We start from the raw sequence: 16,629 nt of genomic DNA, 5'->3' as shown, positions 1-16,629 counted from the left end.
ATAAATTATTCCCAATTAGGAGCACTTGCATTATTGAATACTAACGTACGTTCTCCGTCACCTTCTATGGCTTGTACGTAAATACCTTTTGCAGAAATTCCGTCATTAGATGTATTTACAAAAATGATGTTTGCTCCATTAGGTGAAAACTCCGCATCAAAATCGTTTGTACCCGCATTTTTTCCTGTGGAAAGATCAGTAGCGGTATCGGTATTCAAATCGTAAGAGAATATCTTGGAATCTAGACGTCTAAAACTTGCTGATTGAAAGTTTGAAACATCGTAGGTATACAATATTTTAGTTCCGTCTACAGAAATGTCAATTCCTCCAGCAGCCCCAGATACACCTGTTAAAACATTTTCTAAAACTGTACCACTTAAATCAATAGTAAATACCGAGGCATTGTATCCGTTAACATCATTGGTTTGCAAGGCAATAAAACTACCATCAAAACTCCATGCACAGCGACTTATCAAACTACCATCTGCCGTTTCATAGAGTTGTCTTAATCCACTTCCATCTTTATTGATCACATATAATTTATCAAAATTTGGATAGATCAGTTGACTGCCATTTGTAGACCAATCAAAATCTATTTCACCAAGATTAAAGCCTGCAACAGGTACCGAATTAGTTACTTGTTTAACATTGTCACCGTCGAGATCACTTGTAAAGATATGCGTTTGTGTACCCACGGTTCTCATAAAAGCAATCTGCCCCGCCGTATTATTTTTCTTCGGTCCAAAAGAATTTTGATCTTCCTCTGTAAGGCCAAACGCAATTGATCCATTTTGGTTAGATGAAATTATGCGACTCAATCCATTTTCTTCACGAACAAAATGGAAACGATTATTTGGATTTTCAGCAGTAGTAAAGATATTAACAGCACTAAAAACAGGTTCGTTAATACCGTCTGTTACTTGCACTTGCCAAAAATACTTAGTCCCAAATTTTAAGTTGTTAACCGTAAATGAAGAATCAGTAATTGATTCTGACATGATAATCTCATTATCATTTTCATTTTTAAGTTCAAAAACATAGTTTAAAACATCATCACTATCTACATCAGAAGATGACCATCTAAATTCTTGTGTAATTGGAATGTTGGTCGCCCCGTCAACCGGATTAGAAAGTATAGGAGTAGTTGGCGCTGAATTGGCTGATTCAGAAATATCAAGCTCAAAAACAACATTAACTTCACCATCGGCCAGCACTTTTGCTGCTTCAAAAGATGTAAGTAAGCCCTCTTTAGAAGCTTCTACTGAGTAATCTCCCACTGTTACATCTTTTATGCGAAAATTACCTTCAGCATTAGTAAAGGCCGTTCCGCTAACCGGCGAAGTCGAAATTTTTACATTTTCGATAGGCTCATTAGTCCCCTTTTGAACCACAGTACCTATGATATCTCCGGTGTCTACCGCATTTATTTTGTCTTCGTTACAGGAAGAAAACATAACTAATGAGGTCAACGCTACAGCAATAACTTTATTAAAATGGCATGTTATATTAAATACTCTCATCTTCTTAAAAATAGTAGTTAAGTCCGATACCGAACCTCCAAAAATGGTCATTGCGTTGTCCAGCTACAACGCGATCCAGATCATCTGCAATTGATATATTATTCTCTCCAAACAGCTTTATACCAATATTCTCAAATCCGATATATTCAAAACCGATCCCATATTGGAATTTCATATTTGCATCATCCAAAGCAGTTGTAAAGTAACTACCCACTCCAGCTGTTAAATATGGTGAAAAAGAGTCTTTTGGCAGTAGTGTAAGTTCTCCATTAAAATCAAACGAAACAAAACTATCCGAAAATACTCCCTCATTTTTCAAGGCGAATCCATTTATTGCTCCAGACACCCCAAATGCAGGCGTAAAAGCATGTTTATACGATGCGCCAAAAGACCCTGTTAGCCGACTTTCAGCAAAGTCACCATCAATGTAAGCGGCACCTGCCGTAATACTAATACTATTTGAAGACCGTCTCTTTTTTAGTAATCGATTGTACAATTCAGTCGATTCTGCCTCAGTAACATCTTCTTCATATCGATCTAATAATGCTTGTTTTTCATCTTCATTCTTAACAAACCAAATATTATCTTTTACTCCTTCAACAATCAACGATTCTACGGCTTTTTCAATAGCCTCGGTGACTGCTAACTGTACGGGTTCATTACGAGTAAAACCCGTTTCTGCTTCCAGCAAACGTTGTAGTTTAACAAATCTAAAAATACTCGCATCTACCGCTTGGGATAAAATTGTTTTAGAAACATACACCGTTTTTAGAATTTTACCATTTGAAGTAGAAATTGCTCTCAGATATACAGTTATTCGATCTTGACGGTATCTGGCTGATGCTCCGGCTCCGAAATAACGTGCTCCTGCCCCACCTGTTATAATATTAGAATCGTATGAAATAACTCCTCCTTCTAATAAAATACCGGCATATAACAATGGAGGTAAGTTGGGCTGTGCATTCTTTTTGGCTCCACTATATTGTTGACGTGTATTACGAATAATCTGACGTTCATTAAGCAGATTTCCAACATTTTCTCGTTCTATTGGAACAAACCATCTGGAATCTTCAAGTGCTTTGAGCAAAATTGAAGTGGTTCCTTGACTAACTGCTGTACTCCAACTAGTCCCCTGTTCAACATTTTTGTATTGACCTGTTTGATCTCTAAACTTATAAACCCCAGCTACTAAGGGTTCTTTAGGTAACGGTAGCGTTTTAAGCTGATCATTTAATGCTGTCTCTTCCCCTAGCCTTGCTTTCTCTACGCCAAGAGGTTGGTTAAAGTAAGCTCCACAGCTACTCAATAAAAAACTGGCAAGAAATGCCAGTATAATAAGTTTGTTTTTTAACATCTAACTTTCACTAAAAAGCTGGAACAATAATTTGTGTTTTTTCTCCCGTATTGGTATCCAATATATCAATATTAAGTCCTCCCGAACCTGGTGCAATTTCCACAAAAAGACTACCAAAAGTAAAAGTACCTTCTTCGAAACTTTCATCTCCAAACTCATCTTGAAAAAGCTGTCGAGATAGTTGGTTAAGTAATTGCCTATTTAAATCTTGTGTAAACTGTTCTAGTTCGGTAAGCTCTTCCCTTTCTTCTTCAGGCTCCTTGAATTTGTTCTGAGAATTAGCTGAATTTAATAACCAATTGTAATTAAAAGTATCGCCACCAAAAGCTGGATTTACAGGTCTGTAAACAAATTGTTGTGCAGATATATCAACAAATGAAAAAAGACTGATTACTACTGTTAAAATAGCTAAACGAAGTTTCATTTTTTAATTTTTTATGATTCCTAAAATTGCCTAAGCAACTGTTTTTGTCGTTCTTTTTGTTTAAAGTATTGTAACACTCTTGCAACCGCTGAATTTGCTAAATTCACAAGCTGTTCTTCATTGGGTCTCGCGAAACTTTCAAACACGAGATCTTCCTGAACTTTTATTTGAATTCGTGTTCCTATGCCAATACCCAACTGTTCTTCAACTTTCACTAATTGATCACTCTCAGGATTTTTAAGTGTGAATTGCTGATAAAAATAATCATAAAAATCTTTACCAACCTTAGATCTTACATTTTCTACAACTAAACCTTTTATTTCCAATCCGTCAGAAACATTCGGATCATTTTTTTGTCTTCTAAGCTCTTTTCTATCTCGAGCAATAAGTTTTTCATCCTCATAGATTAAGAATAAGACAATAATATTATCCGTGTCAGCAACATTAATATTCTTTGTTGCAACAATCTTAACCTCATCAGGTGCTATACTAAAGTTATCTTTTTGCTCTGCTTTGCTAGCATTTTTTGCACCCATATTACTTATAATTATAAGTTCGCTAGAGAGTGTTTTGAAAAGGTTTGAATCATTCTTTATTATTCCTTGAATATCGGTGTTAACTCCTATTGCTTTCACCACAATTTTGGGGATAATACCAACATCAGGTAAATCTTTATTTTGAGACTGTGCTGTTAGGAAAAAAAATAAGGCCATGATACAAGATACCCATCTCATGCCTAAAGATTTAGGGTTATTTATAACTTCTGATAATGACTTCTCTACCTGAACCTTCCATATTAATTTTGAGGTTCTCAGTAATGGAGTTTGTACCTATACGAAGCACTGATAGGCCAACACCTTCTTGCATTATTTGAGAGTTTACAGGTGCACTGTTATATGTACCATAACTAGCTGTAATACTATTATTACTGCCGCGTTGCACAATACTTTCAACTAAAGAAACATTACCTGTATCAATTGAAACAAAATTGTTGTCGCCCTCTTGTAATACTGAAATAGCGTTAAGACCAGAAGAATTTATTTGTGTAAAGTTAGCAATACCGGCTTGCTCAATAAACACCACATTCTGTGTTGGAGTAGTATCAGCAGAAAATTGACCTATATTTAATCCAACCTGAGGTAGAAAAACACCTGCATCGGGTCGCTTTTCAGCATTCTGCCCAGACATCATTGTTGTAATGACGAGAAAAGATAGAAGTAATACCTTTTTCATAAAGATTGGATTTGTTTTAGAAAATATCACTGCGCCAATAAAATGGCGCAGTGAATATAATAAATATTTTAGTTTGCGTTGTTTTGGTTTACAACTGCAGTGTTACCAACACCTGCTTGTCTTGTTACATTACTATGTCCGTTTCCAAACTGAACAGTAGTAGACATATTACCTTCACCAATTTGTGAATCAACAGCAAAGTTACCATTACCAAACTGGCTGATTGAACTCATATTACGGCTTCCATCTTGAAAAGCTCCTGCTTGGTTAAGGTCTCCAAACTGTAAAATACCACTAATGTTGTTTCCTCCAAATAAAAGTAAGTTTTGCTCAGTAACAATAACATTACCGTTACCAAATTGTCTTTGGTCAGCAATGTTTTCATCTTCTTCTTGGTTCGCTTCAGCATAGTTATCATCACCAAACTGCTCTTGTACAACTAATCCACCTCTTGATGCAAAGAAGAATGAACCTTGCGTAACCTGTGCTTCGTTACCTGTACCATCTTGAAAAGTTACTGCTTGATTGTCAGTACCTGTTTGTCTCTGCACAGCAAGGTTTTCACCTCCAAAAGCAAAAAGATTTTGTTCTATTAGGGCATTATTTCCTGTACCATCTTGTAGTTGTCCAGCAAGATTACCATTTTCTTCTTGCGTAATGGTTGCTTCGTTGTCCTCACCAAACTGAATTTGCTGAGCAATCCCGTCATTTGCAGCGAAAAAGAAAGAACCTTGAGTAATAGTGGCTGTATTAGCAATACCATCTTGGTCTTGGAAACTTTGGTTACCATCACCAGTTTGTCTCACTACCGCCTCATTCTCTCCACCGAAGAACAACAAATTTTGATTGATCGAAGCCTGGTTGCCGTTTCCTGCCTGAACAACTAAAGCCTCATTTGCATCTTCTTCTTGAGCAATAGAAGCCTCGTTCTCATCACCTAATTGGTCGATTACAGCAACTCCATTTCTAGATTCGAACAAGTCAGAACCCTGACGAATCTCACCAGAGTTGGCATTACCATCTTGAAATACGAGCGCATCGTTTTCTGTACCTGTTTGCGAAATAACTCCTTCGTTATCCCCACCGAAAAAGAATAAGTTTTGTAATACGTTAGCGATGTTAAGTCCGCCTGCCTGAGCAACTGATGCCGCATTACCGAACTCTTCTTGTTCAACGTTTGCGTTGTTGGAACGTCCAGTTTGTGAAACTTCAGAAGTACCTCCATTAGAAGCGAACAGATCAGAACCTTGACGTACTGTTACGACATTAGCGTCACCGTTTTGTGCAGTAGTAGAACTGTTACGTCCACCTGTTTGATTGATTGTTACTTGGTTGTCATTACCTTCTGTTGTGTTGTCACTAGTATTATCCTGAGCAGATAGTGCAACACATGCACCCAATGCGAATGCGATACCTAGAATGTTTTTTTTCATGGTAAGTGTTTTAGATTAGTATTTAATGATTAATTATATAGTCAACATACCAATGCAAAAACAGAAAAGCCGAAATGTAAGATTATGGGTTTTTATGACAAAAAATTAATAATCTTTCATCATGGGGTGAAACTACCAAAATATATTACAATTAAAAAACAAATTACTACAAGATTGTGAAATTTCAAGATGAACGACACATTCTGTTCAATTTGACAAAACATGTAGTAAGAAATCCATATCCAAATGGAAGTGTTATTTTGTATTCTTTTGATTTAGAATTAATAATATCAACCATTCAATAATTTCTTAATTATTAGCCTGTTTTTTTACGAATACGTTTGAAAACCGTTGGTATTTTTCTATTTTGCAAAACTGAATTTATTCAATACCAATGACACAAATCACACGCCTTTTCGATATACCTTACCATCAATTAGAAAAATATGATCTTGAGAAATCTTTGATTACGAAGTATGATGGGGAATGGGTGGCTACCTCAACAAAAGAATACATTGATAAGGCAAATGCTATAAGCAGAGGGTTATTAAGATTAGGTGTTAAGCCTAATGACAAAGTTGCCATTATTTCAATGACCAATCGAACTGAATGGAATATTGTTGACATTGGTGTTTTACAAATAGGAGCGCAAGATGTCCCTATTTATCCAACCATCTCTCAAGAAGATTACGAATATGTTTTATCACATTCAGAGTCCAAATATTGTTTTGTTTCATGCACTGAAGTTTTGCAAAAAGTAAAGGCGATTAAAGACAAAGTCCCATCCTTAAAAGAAGTGTATTCATTTGATCAACTTAGTGATTGTAAAAATTGGAATGAAGTTTTAGAGCTTGGTGCAGATGAGAGCAATCAAGAAGAAGTTGAAAAGCTAAAAGATGCTGTGAAACCAACTGACCTCGCTACCTTAATATACACTTCGGGAACTACAGGTCGACCTAAAGGGGTCATGTTATCACATGACAACATCGTCAGCAACATGAATTCTTGCACAAAAAGACTCCCTATAGAATTAGGGAAATCCAAGGCATTAAGCTTTTTACCGGTATGTCATATATATGAACGCATGACCTTATATGTATATCAGTTTGCGGGTGTTGGAATTTACTTTGCTGAGTCTTTGGAAAAGATCGGTGATAACGCAAAAGAGGTACACCCCAATATGATGACCTGTGTACCAAGGCTTTTAGAAAAGGTATATGATAAGATTATAGCTAAGGGAACAGAACTTACAGGAATTAAGAAAAAACTCTTTTTCTGGGCGGTAGAGCTTGGACTAAAATATGAGCCCTATGGAGCTAATGGTGGTTGGTACGAATTCCAATTAAAGATCGCTAGAAAATTAATTTTCAAAAAATGGCAAGAAGCACTTGGGGGCGAACTCGATGTCATCTCTTCAGGTAGTGCTGCGCTTCAGCCAAGGTTGGCGAGAGTGTTTAATGCTGCGGGGTTACCAGTAATGGAAGGTTATGGATTGACAGAAACTTCTCCTGTTGTTTCAGTTAATGAAGAAATAAACAATGGTTTAAAAATGGGGACTGTAGGACGAATTATTGAAGGTGTAGAGGTGAAGATTGCAGAAGATGGCGAGATACTGGTCAAAGGACCAAACGTAATGCAAGGTTACTATAAAGACAAGGAAAAAACGGATGAAGTAATTAATAAAGACGGATATTTTCATACAGGGGATATAGGGGAAGTAGATTCAGACAACTTTTTAAAGATTACTGATCGTAAGAAAGAAATGTTTAAGACATCTGGCGGTAAATATGTCGCACCCCAACTATTGGAAAACAGATTTAAACAAAGCCGATTTATTGAACAAATTATGGTCGTCGGTGAAGGTGAAAAAATGCCAGCCGCACTGATACAAATAAATTTTGAGTTTATTAAAGACTGGGCCGAGCGGCATAGTATTAATCTGGGAGATAACAATGACATAGTTAAAAACCAAAAAGTAATTGACAGAATTCAAGAAGAAGTTGATGAAGCCAATGCTGATTTTGCGAAATGGGAAAAAGTAAAACAGTTTAGACTAACACCAGAAGTTTGGTCAATAGATGGTGGACATGTAACACCTACTCTTAAGTTAAGAAGAAAAATTATAAAGGAAATGTATACAGACCTATATAATGAAATATATGGTCATTAAATAAGCTTAAAACATACAAATTCTCAAAAAGCTCCCTCGCCAAGGGGGCTTTTTTATTGATAAAGCATTCTAACACCCATGTTATTAACAATCTATAGGTTTTATTTAAATTTTATTATGCATGCATAGTATTTTTTTTTATATTTGGCATTCCATTAAAAATTTATGAAAGATAAAACAATTGATTATGCATTAAGAGCTACTTGGCAAGCCGTAGCTAAAATGTATAATGAAGAAGCCTCAAAGTTCGAAAGCACCATGGCAACTGGCTTTGCACTGCTTAGCATTGATCCTGATGAAGGCACACCATCCACATCTCTTGGCCCAAGAATGGGCATGGAAGCTACCAGCTTATCTAGAACGCTAAAATCGATGGAAGAAAAGGGCCTAATCGTCCGTAAACCCAATCCAGAAGACGGTCGTGGTGTCCTTATTTACCTTACTGATTTCGGAAAAGAAAAGAGAGCGGTGTCAAAAGATGTAGTTGTTACATTCAATGAAACTATAAAAGAACGCGTTTCAGAGAATCAACTAAAAAGCTTTTTTGAGGTAACAGAAATAATCAATGATTTAATATCATCTAAAAAAATATTTGATCAAAAAGAAGTAATCACTAACTAAGTTATGACCAGAAGAATCAAAAATGTAGCTGTAATAGGCTCCGGTATTATGGGAAGCGGTATTGCTTGTCATTTTGCCAATATAGGTGTTGAAGTATTATTACTAGACATCGTCCCAAGAGAACTTAATGACAAAGAAAAGGCAAAAGGTCTTTCGTTAGAAGATACAATTGTTAGAAATCGTCTAGTGAACGATTCGTTGACGGCGGCCTTAAAATCTAAACCCTCTCCTATTTATCATCAAAAATTTTCAAGTAGAATTACTACTGGAAACTTGGAGGATGATATTGCAAAAGTGGCAGAAGTTGATTGGATAATTGAAGTTGTAGTTGAACGCTTGGACATCAAGAAAAAGGTTTTCGAGAATTTAGAAAAATATCGTACACCTGGAACGCTTATTACCTCGAACACCTCAGGCATTCCTATTAAATTTATGAGTGAAGGACGTAGTGATGATTTTCAGAAACATTTCTGCGGAACACACTTCTTTAACCCAGCGCGTTATCTAAAACTTTTTGAAATAATTCCTGGTCCTAAAACAGATTCAGCCGTCCTTGAGTTTTTGAACGGTTATGGCGAACAGTTTTTAGGCAAAACCTCTGTTGTGGCAAAAGATACACCTGCGTTTATTGGAAACCGCATTGGAATTTTCTCGATCATGAGCTTATTTCATATGGTGAAAGAATTAGGTATGACTATTGAAGAAGTCGATAAACTTTCTGGCCCTGTTATTGGTCGACCTAAATCGGCAACTTTCCGTACGGTTGATGTTGTAGGCCTAGATACCTTGGTTCATGTCGCAAATGGTATTGCCGAAAATTGTCCTGATGACGAACGTCATGAGTTGTTTAAACTTCCCGATTTCATCAACCATATGATGGAAAACAAATGGTTAGGAAGTAAAACAGGGCAGGGTTTTTACAAGAAAATTAAAGGTGAAGGTGGAAAAAGAGAAATTCTTTCGCTTGATCTTGATACGCTAGATTATAGAGCTAAGAAAAGAGCCAGCTTCGCAACACTAGAAATGACAAAAACGATCGACAATGTAGTAGATCGATTTAAAGTATTGGTTGCTGGAAAAGATAAAGCTGGAGAATTCTACCGTAAAACATTATCGGCATTATTCGCTTATGTTTCCAACAGAATTCCGGAAATAACCGATGATCTTTACAAAATTGATGATGCTATGAAAGCAGGATTTGGTTGGGAACATGGTCCCTTCCAAATTTGGGATGCTATCGGTGTTGAAAAAGGAATTGAAATCATGAAAGCAGAAGGCCTAGAGCCGGCAGCTTGGGTACATGACATGATCGCGGCAGGGAGTCCTTCCTTCTATACAGTTAAAGAAGGAGCAACTTATGCATACGATATTCCTAAAAAATCTCAGGAAAAAGTACCTGGTCAGGATTCATTCATAATCCTTGATAATATTCGTAAGACAAACGAAGTATTTAAAAATAGTGGTGTAGTCGTTGAAGATTTGGGTGATGGCATTTTGAATGTTGAATTCCAAAGTAAAATGAATACCATTGGTGGCGATGTGCTTGCTGGATTAAATAAGGCAATCGATATGGCCGAAAAAGACTATCAAGGTCTTGTAGTTGGTAACCAAGGGGCCAATTTTTCAGTTGGTGCCAATATCGGAATGATATTTATGATGGCTGTTGAGCAGGAGTATGATGAGCTTAATATGGCCATTAAATACTTCCAGGATAGTATGATGCGCATGCGCTATTCATCAATCCCTACCATTGCAGCACCACACGGAATGACATTAGGAGGTGGTTGTGAGCTAACCATGCATGCTGATAAAGCTGTAGTAGCTGCTGAAACCTATATGGGACTTGTTGAGTTTGGAGTAGGTGTGATTCCTGGTGGTGGTGGTTCAAAAGAAATGGCCCTTCGAGCTGCAGACACTTTCAAAAAGAATGATGTCGAACTAAATGTACTTCAAGAGTATTTCTTAACAGTAGGTATGGCTAAAGTATCTACTTCGGCTTATGAAGCCTTTGATCTCGGGGTACTATTAAAAGGGCGAGATACTGTTGTTGTAAATAAAGACCGTCAAATAGCAACTGCTAAAAAGCATGCTGTGTTATTGGCTGAATCAGGTTATACCCAACCACCAAAACGTAAAGATGTTAAGGTACTTGGTAAGCAAGCCTTAGGTATGTTCTTAGTTGGAACCGATAGCATGGAAGCTTCTCATTATATCTCTGAACACGATAAAAAAATAGCGAATAAGCTAGCATATGTTATGGCGGGAGGTGATCTTTCGGAACCCACTATGGTAAGTGAACAATATTTGCTTGATATTGAGCGCGAAGCATTTTTAAGTTTATGTACGGAGCGCAAGACTTTAGAGCGAATTGAGCACATGTTGAAGAAAGGGAAGCCGCTAAGAAATTAGTAATGAGATTTTAGTATTGAGTACTCAGAAAAATGCACAAAATAAACGATTTACTAATTTGGAAGAAGTCAATTGAGTTGGCCAAATCCGTTTATCTTCTTGTCGCAGAACTTCCTTCTGAGGAAAAATTTGGATTAAAATCTCAAATAAAAAGAAGTGCAGTTTCCATTCCTTCTAATATTGCTGAGGGTGCTGGAAGAAATTCGAATAAGGAATTTAAGCATTTTATGAGTATTGCAAATGGCTCATCATACGAGTTGCAAACTCAATTGATATTATTAGATGAATTAAATCTTAAGAATAAAAACAAAATACAACCAGTAATTGATTTATGTATTGAAATTCAAAAAATGAATTATTCATTTCAAAAGAAACTTTAAAATCTCAATACTGATATCTCAATTCTCAATACTAACAAAATGAAAACAGCATATATAGTAAAAGGATACAGAACTGCGGTAGGAAAGGCTCCTAAAGGGTTATTCCGATTTAAAAGAACAGATGAATTGGCTGCAGAGACGATCCAACATATGATGAAAGAATTACCGCAACTAGACAAATCACGTATTGATGATGTTATTGTTGGTAATGCAATGCCAGAAGGATCACAAGGACTGAATATGGCACGTTTAATTTCATTAATGGGGTTGGATACCATTGATGTTCCCGGTGTAACAGTTAATCGTTTTTGTTCTTCAGGATTAGAAACAATCGGTATTGCTACAGCAAAAATTCAAGCGGGTATGGCCGATTGTATTATTGCTGGTGGTGCAGAAAGTATGAGTGCCGTCCCCATGACAGGTTTTAAAACGGAGTTAAACTATGACCTAGTGAAATCTGGACATGAAGATTATTATTGGGGCATGGGTAATACCGCCGAGGCCGTTGCCAATCAGTTCAAAGTATCACGGGAAGACCAAGATGAGTTTGCCTACAACTCGCATATGAAAGCGTTAAAAGCTCAGGCAGAAGATCGTTTTCAAGATCAAATTGCGCCTATTGATGTTGAGCAAGTCTATATCGATGCAAATGGTAAAAAAGCAACAAGGTCATATACGGTAAATAAAGACGAAGGTCCGCGTAAGGGCACTAGCAAAGAAGTTCTTGCAAAGCTTCGTCCTGTGTTTGCGGCTGGAGGAAGTGTTACCGCCGGTAACTCTTCGCAAATGAGTGACGGTGCTGCTTTTGTAATGATCATGAGTGAAGAAATGGTAAAAGAATTAAATCTAGAGCCAATAGCACGTATGGTAAATTATGCGGCAGCTGGTGTAGAGCCCCGCATCATGGGAATAGGACCAGTAAAGGCGATTCCAAAAGCATTAAAACAGGCTGGTTTACAACAAGATGATATCGAACTTATTGAGCTTAATGAAGCGTTCGCCTCGCAGTCCCTTGCGGTGATGCGAGAACTTGATTTAAATCAAGACATCGTCAATGTAAATGGTGGTGCCATTGCATTAGGTCATCCGCTTGGCTGTACTGGCGCTAAGTTATCGGTTCAGCTTTTCGATGAAATGCGTAAACGCGACATGAAGGGGAAATATGGAATGGTAACCATGTGCGTAGGTACGGGTCAAGGAGCAGCAGGAATATTTGAATTTTTAAACTAGAAGCAAGATTTAAGAAACAAGAAGCAGGAAAGTGGCTAATCATAATTTCAAGAATCTAAAGATTTGGCAAGAAGGTATAACCCTAGTTGATGAGACTTATAACTTGATTACCCATTTTCCAAGTCTTGAAAAGTTTAATCTGACGCAACAATTAATAAGATGTTCTGTTTCAATCCCTTCAAATATTGCAGAAGGAACAAGTAAAAAAACGGATAGACATTTCAACAAATATTTAGAAAGCAGCTTAGGATCTGCTTTTGAATGGGGAAACCCAATTGATAATTGCAGAAAGAAGAAATTACATAAACAAAGAACAATTTAAATTACTAGAAAGTAAAATTCAACAACTACAAAAAATGATTTCGGGATTCATGAGGAATTTAGACATTTAGTCTTGTCCCTTGTATCTTGATTCTTAAATCTTTTAGAATATGAGTACTGAAACAATAAACAAAGAAATACTTAGAGGAGGACAGTTCCTAGTAAAAGAAACCAAGTGTGAAGACGTATTTACGTTAGAAGACCTAAACGAAGAGCAGAAAATGATGCGCGACAGTACTAAGGAGTTTGTAGATCGCGAGGTTTGGGCGCATTGGGAGCGTTTTGAAAAAAAGGATTATGCATTTACCGAAGAGTGTATGCGTAAGGCAGGTGAACTCGGGCTTTTAGGAATTTCAGTACCAGAAGCATATGACGGACTTGGTATGGGGTTCGTTTCGACAATGCTTGTTTGCGACTACATATCTGGTGCTACTGGTTCATTTAGTACTGCATATGGTGCACATACAGGAATTGGAACGATGCCTATTACACTATATGGAAATGAAGAGCAAAAGAAAAAATATGTTCCTAAACTAGCAACTGGCGAATGGTTTGGGGCGTATTGCTTAACAGAACCTGGAGCCGGATCAGATGCGAACTCTGGTAAAACAAAAGCAGAACTATCTGATGATGGGAAACATTACTTGATAAGCGGCCAAAAAATGTGGATCTCGAATGCTGGTTTCTGCCAGTTGTTCATTGTTTTTGCACGAATTGGCGATGATAAAAATATTACTGGTTTTATAGTAGAAAACGACCCGAGTAACGGTATTACTATGGGTGAAGAAGAACCTAAACTAGGTATCAAATCCTCGTCAACAAGACAAGTATTCTTTAACGAAACAAAAGTTCCCGTAGAGAACATGCTATCTGAAAGAGGCGGTGGGTTCAAAATTGCAATGAACGCGTTAAATGTTGGGCGCATTAAATTAGCCGCAGCTTGTTTAGATGCTCAACGCCGAATTATTGACGAAGCGACAAAATATGCCAACGAGCGTATTCAATTTAAAACGCCAATCATGAATTTCGGTGCGATCAAATCAAAGATCGCAACTATGGCTACAAATACGTATGCTGACGAATCAGCTTCGTACCGTGCCGCAAAAAATATTGAAGACCGTATTGCCATTCGTGTTGCTGAAGGAAACAGTCATCAAGAAGCTGAATTAAAAGGTGTGGAAGAATATGCCATCGAATGTTCAATCTTGAAAGTAGCGGTTTCTGAGCACGTTCAATCCACTTCTGACGAAGGTATCCAGATTTTTGGCGGAATGGGATTCTCTGCAGAAGCTCCTATGGAATCTGCTTGGAGAGATGCTCGTATTTCAAGAATTTATGAAGGAACTAACGAAATCAACAGAATGTTATCTGTGGGTATGTTAGTAAAGAAAGCAATGCGTGGTCATGTCGACTTATTAAATCCTGCAATGAAAGTTGCTGATGAGCTAACAGGAATTCCATCATTTGATACACCTGATTATTCAGAGGTATTATCTGAAGAAAAAGATATGATTGCCAAACTTAAAAAAGTGTTTTTAATGGTGGCAGGATCGGCTGTACAAAAATTCGGTCCAGAATTAGAAAAACACCAGCAATTACTAATGGCTTCTTCTGATATTTTAATTCAGATTTATTTAGCAGAATCGGCAATTTTAAGAACAGAAAAGAATGCGAAACGATTTGGCGAAGAATCGCAAGCAGTACAAATTGCAATGTCTAAATTATACCTATACAATGCAGTTGATATTATTCAATCGAAAGGAAAAGAAGCAATTGTTTCTTTTGCCGAAGGAGATGAACAACGCATGATGTTAATGGGGCTTAAGCGATTTACTAAGTACATGAACCACCCTAATGTAGTCGCTTTGCGTACTCAAATCGCCGATAGCGTTGCAGCAGAAAACGGATATCACTTTGACTAATTCAAATCTGGTTTATTCGTAAACCAAAGAAGCCGCTCGTGACTGAGCGGCTTTTTTTGTGGAAACTTCTTACCTTTAAACAAAATAATTTAGGAATGAGAATACTACCTTTTTTCGCCCTTGTTTTTTGTTTAACAATTACAGCTCAAACCGATACCGAGATACATCTTTTATATTTAGAAAAAAGTGGAAATTCATTCAAATTTTCTGAACCCATAAACATCAGTAATAATGATGGTTATGATAATCAACCTTCGTTTTACAATAATAATACGGTGCTATTTTCTTCCAACTTAAATGGGCAAACAGAAATTGGAAAATACTCCATTTTAGAGCGGCATTTTTGTCACATTACCAATACCGAATTCGGTAGTGAATACTCTCCGACTAAAATTCCGGGTCAACAAGCAATCTCATCAATACGACTAGATAAAGATGGCAAGCAATTGCTATATAAATATGATTATTTAATGGGAACATCTGAGGTTTTGATAAACGACTTGGTAATTGGTTATCATGCATGGGCCAATCAACATACATTAGCCTCGTTTGTATTAGGTAAAGAATCCTCATTGGTAGTTTCAGATATTACTGCAAAAACCAATAAAAAAATTGAAACCAACATAGGGCGCTCCTTACATAAAATTCCAAATAGTAACCTGATTAGTTATATAAGTAAGAAAAATAGAAAATGGGAGGTACGGTCACTTGACGTTACAAACGGAAAAACTCAATCAATTATCAACACCATACCCAAGGTTGAAGACATGTGTTGGACCCCAGATGGCACTATTTTCATGGCAAAAGATAAAACAATTTACTTCTTAAATCCCGACGAAAGTTTAAATTGGAAAGTGCTTAAAACCTTCAATAACCCTGAGATCAACAACATTTCACGTTTGGCTGTCAACCAAGCTGGCACTTATATGGCTTTTGTGGCCGAAGTTTCTCCCGAACATGTAGTACAAAAACAGTTAGAAGCCTATAACAATCGGGATATTGAAGGATTCATGAGGACGTTTTTTGAAGATGTGCGGCTATATAGTTATCCCGATTCATTAACAACAGAAGGTGCTGAAGCAACCAGAAAACGGTATCAAGAATTTTTTGAAAAAACACCGAATCTTCATTCAGAAATTAAAAACAGAATTGTCATTGGCAATGTGGTAATTGATGAAGAATTTATAACTGCAAATAACCGTACCTATTCTATAGTTGCCATGTATGAAGTGGAGAATGGAAAGATTATCCGGGCACGTTTCATCCGCCCAAAGCAAAAAAATATTGATCCAGCTCCTGTTTTAAAACAAAATGAAGCTTATAATAATCAGGATCTAAAAACCTTTTTGAAGGCCTATGACGAAAAAATTACCCTTTATAACTACCCAAATCTAAAAACTTCTACCGGTAAGAATACATTATCTAATTTGTACGGAAATATCTTCAAGAATGTAAAAGGTATAAAAGTGAAGATAGATAGACGAATAATTATAGGTGACATTGTTATTGATGAAGAACATCATGATTTTAATGGTGCAAATTACCGTGCTGTTTCCGTTTACAAAATTAAAAACGGTAAGATTGTTTCCGTCACCAGCATTCAAGAGTAATA

General features: G+C 36.8%; 15 protein-coding genes. 9 read left to right on the top strand and 6 right to left on the bottom strand.

Going from position 1 to position 16,629, the window contains the following annotated elements; all coding sequences use genetic code 11:
- Nucleotides 1-5: 5 nt before the first annotated feature.
- The 6 genes from ABN763_RS11270 to ABN763_RS11245 all read right to left on the bottom strand — a co-directional run bounded on the left by ABN763_RS11270 (nt 6) and on the right by ABN763_RS11245 (nt 5,964).
- Nucleotides 6-1,520, bottom strand: coding sequence for a carboxypeptidase regulatory-like domain-containing protein (locus ABN763_RS11270; protein WP_410485570.1), 1,515 nt, complete (start codon nt 1,518-1,520; stop codon nt 6-8).
- Between the two features lie 4 nt (nt 1,521-1,524).
- Nucleotides 1,525-2,874 carry a CsgG/HfaB family protein gene (locus ABN763_RS11265; protein ID WP_410485569.1) on the bottom strand — a complete coding sequence of 450 codons (1,350 nt, stop codon included), beginning with the start codon at nt 2,872-2,874 and terminating at the stop codon, nt 1,525-1,527.
- Nucleotides 2,875-2,884: 10 nt separating this feature from the next.
- Nucleotides 2,885-3,298 carry a curli production assembly/transport component CsgF gene (locus tag ABN763_RS11260; RefSeq protein WP_410485568.1) on the bottom strand — a complete coding sequence of 138 codons (414 nt, stop codon included), beginning with the start codon at nt 3,296-3,298 and terminating at the stop codon, nt 2,885-2,887.
- A 20-nt stretch (nt 3,299-3,318) separates the two neighbouring features.
- Nucleotides 3,319-4,011 (bottom strand): CsgE family curli-type amyloid fiber assembly protein, encoded by a 693-nt coding sequence (locus tag ABN763_RS11255; RefSeq protein ID WP_410485567.1) that lies wholly within the window; start codon nt 4,009-4,011, stop codon nt 3,319-3,321.
- 37 nt (nt 4,012-4,048) lie between these two features.
- Nucleotides 4,049-4,531, bottom strand: coding sequence for a hypothetical protein (locus ABN763_RS11250; RefSeq protein ID WP_410485566.1), 483 nt, complete (start codon nt 4,529-4,531; stop codon nt 4,049-4,051).
- A gap of 68 nt (nt 4,532-4,599) precedes the next feature.
- Nucleotides 4,600-5,964, bottom strand: a complete 1,365-nt coding sequence (locus ABN763_RS11245) for a hypothetical protein (RefSeq protein ID WP_410485565.1) — start codon at nt 5,962-5,964, stop codon at nt 4,600-4,602.
- Nucleotides 5,965-6,358: 394 nt separating this feature from the next.
- Between ABN763_RS11245 and ABN763_RS11240 the strand changes: the two genes are divergently transcribed.
- From ABN763_RS11240 to ABN763_RS11200, 9 genes are all read left to right on the top strand, one after another.
- Entirely contained in the window at nt 6,359-8,134 is a 1,776-nt protein-coding gene (locus tag ABN763_RS11240) for an AMP-dependent synthetase/ligase (protein ID WP_410485564.1), read from the top strand.
- 165 nt (nt 8,135-8,299) lie between these two features.
- Nucleotides 8,300-8,755 (top strand): MarR family winged helix-turn-helix transcriptional regulator, encoded by a 456-nt coding sequence (locus tag ABN763_RS11235; RefSeq protein WP_410485563.1) that lies wholly within the window; start codon nt 8,300-8,302, stop codon nt 8,753-8,755.
- 3 nt (nt 8,756-8,758) lie between these two features.
- A complete protein-coding gene (locus tag ABN763_RS11230) occupies nt 8,759-11,164 on the top strand; it encodes a 3-hydroxyacyl-CoA dehydrogenase NAD-binding domain-containing protein (protein WP_410485562.1) in 2,406 nt (801 codons plus the stop codon).
- 32 nt (nt 11,165-11,196) lie between these two features.
- Nucleotides 11,197-11,544, top strand: a complete 348-nt coding sequence (locus ABN763_RS11225) for a four helix bundle protein (RefSeq protein WP_410485561.1) — start codon at nt 11,197-11,199, stop codon at nt 11,542-11,544.
- Between the two features lie 39 nt (nt 11,545-11,583).
- A complete protein-coding gene (locus ABN763_RS11220; protein WP_410485560.1) occupies nt 11,584-12,774 on the top strand; it encodes an acetyl-CoA C-acyltransferase in 1,191 nt (396 codons plus the stop codon).
- A gap of 31 nt (nt 12,775-12,805) precedes the next feature.
- On the top strand, nt 12,806-13,096 hold the full coding sequence (locus ABN763_RS11215; RefSeq protein ID WP_410485559.1) for a four helix bundle protein: 291 nt from the start codon (nt 12,806-12,808) through the stop codon (nt 13,094-13,096).
- A complete protein-coding gene (locus ABN763_RS11210) occupies nt 13,032-13,166 on the top strand; it encodes a four helix bundle protein (protein WP_410485558.1) in 135 nt (44 codons plus the stop codon). Before ABN763_RS11215 ends, ABN763_RS11210 begins: the two co-directional genes overlap by 65 nt.
- Nucleotides 13,167-13,205: 39 nt before the next feature.
- Nucleotides 13,206-15,017, top strand: a complete 1,812-nt coding sequence (locus ABN763_RS11205) for an acyl-CoA dehydrogenase family protein (RefSeq protein ID WP_410485557.1) — start codon at nt 13,206-13,208, stop codon at nt 15,015-15,017.
- Nucleotides 15,018-15,112: 95 nt separating this feature from the next.
- Nucleotides 15,113-16,627 carry a nuclear transport factor 2 family protein gene (locus ABN763_RS11200; RefSeq protein ID WP_410485556.1) on the top strand — a complete coding sequence of 505 codons (1,515 nt, stop codon included), beginning with the start codon at nt 15,113-15,115 and terminating at the stop codon, nt 16,625-16,627.
- Nucleotides 16,628-16,629 lie beyond the last annotated feature (2 nt).

This window comes from Spongiivirga sp. MCCC 1A20706 (assembly GCF_046524175.1).
Taxonomy (GTDB): Bacteria; Bacteroidota; Bacteroidia; order Flavobacteriales; family Flavobacteriaceae; genus Spongiivirga.
The sequence above is the reverse complement of the archived record's forward strand: the minus strand, read 5'-3'. Positions and strand labels throughout refer to the sequence as shown.

Coding starts and splice junctions, on each gene's coding strand:
- ABN763_RS11240 (WP_410485564.1), top strand. CDS start 6,359: ATGACACAAATCACACGCCTTTTCGATATACCTTACCATCAATTAGAA.
- ABN763_RS11250 (WP_410485566.1), bottom strand. CDS start 4,531: ATGAAAAAGGTATTACTTCTATCTTTTCTCGTCATTACAACAATGATG.
- ABN763_RS11220 (WP_410485560.1), top strand. CDS start 11,584: ATGAAAACAGCATATATAGTAAAAGGATACAGAACTGCGGTAGGAAAG.
- ABN763_RS11260 (WP_410485568.1), bottom strand. CDS start 3,298: ATGAAACTTCGTTTAGCTATTTTAACAGTAGTAATCAGTCTTTTTTCA.
- ABN763_RS11265 (WP_410485569.1), bottom strand. CDS start 2,874: ATGTTAAAAAACAAACTTATTATACTGGCATTTCTTGCCAGTTTTTTA.
- ABN763_RS11200 (WP_410485556.1), top strand. CDS start 15,113: ATGAGAATACTACCTTTTTTCGCCCTTGTTTTTTGTTTAACAATTACA.
- ABN763_RS11235 (WP_410485563.1), top strand. CDS start 8,300: ATGAAAGATAAAACAATTGATTATGCATTAAGAGCTACTTGGCAAGCC.
- ABN763_RS11255 (WP_410485567.1), bottom strand. CDS start 4,011: ATGGCCTTATTTTTTTTCCTAACAGCACAGTCTCAAAATAAAGATTTA.
- ABN763_RS11245 (WP_410485565.1), bottom strand. CDS start 5,964: ATGAAAAAAAACATTCTAGGTATCGCATTCGCATTGGGTGCATGTGTT.
- ABN763_RS11225 (WP_410485561.1), top strand. CDS start 11,197: ATGCACAAAATAAACGATTTACTAATTTGGAAGAAGTCAATTGAGTTG.
- ABN763_RS11270 (WP_410485570.1), bottom strand. CDS start 1,520: ATGAGAGTATTTAATATAACATGCCATTTTAATAAAGTTATTGCTGTA.
- ABN763_RS11230 (WP_410485562.1), top strand. CDS start 8,759: ATGACCAGAAGAATCAAAAATGTAGCTGTAATAGGCTCCGGTATTATG.
- ABN763_RS11205 (WP_410485557.1), top strand. CDS start 13,206: ATGAGTACTGAAACAATAAACAAAGAAATACTTAGAGGAGGACAGTTC.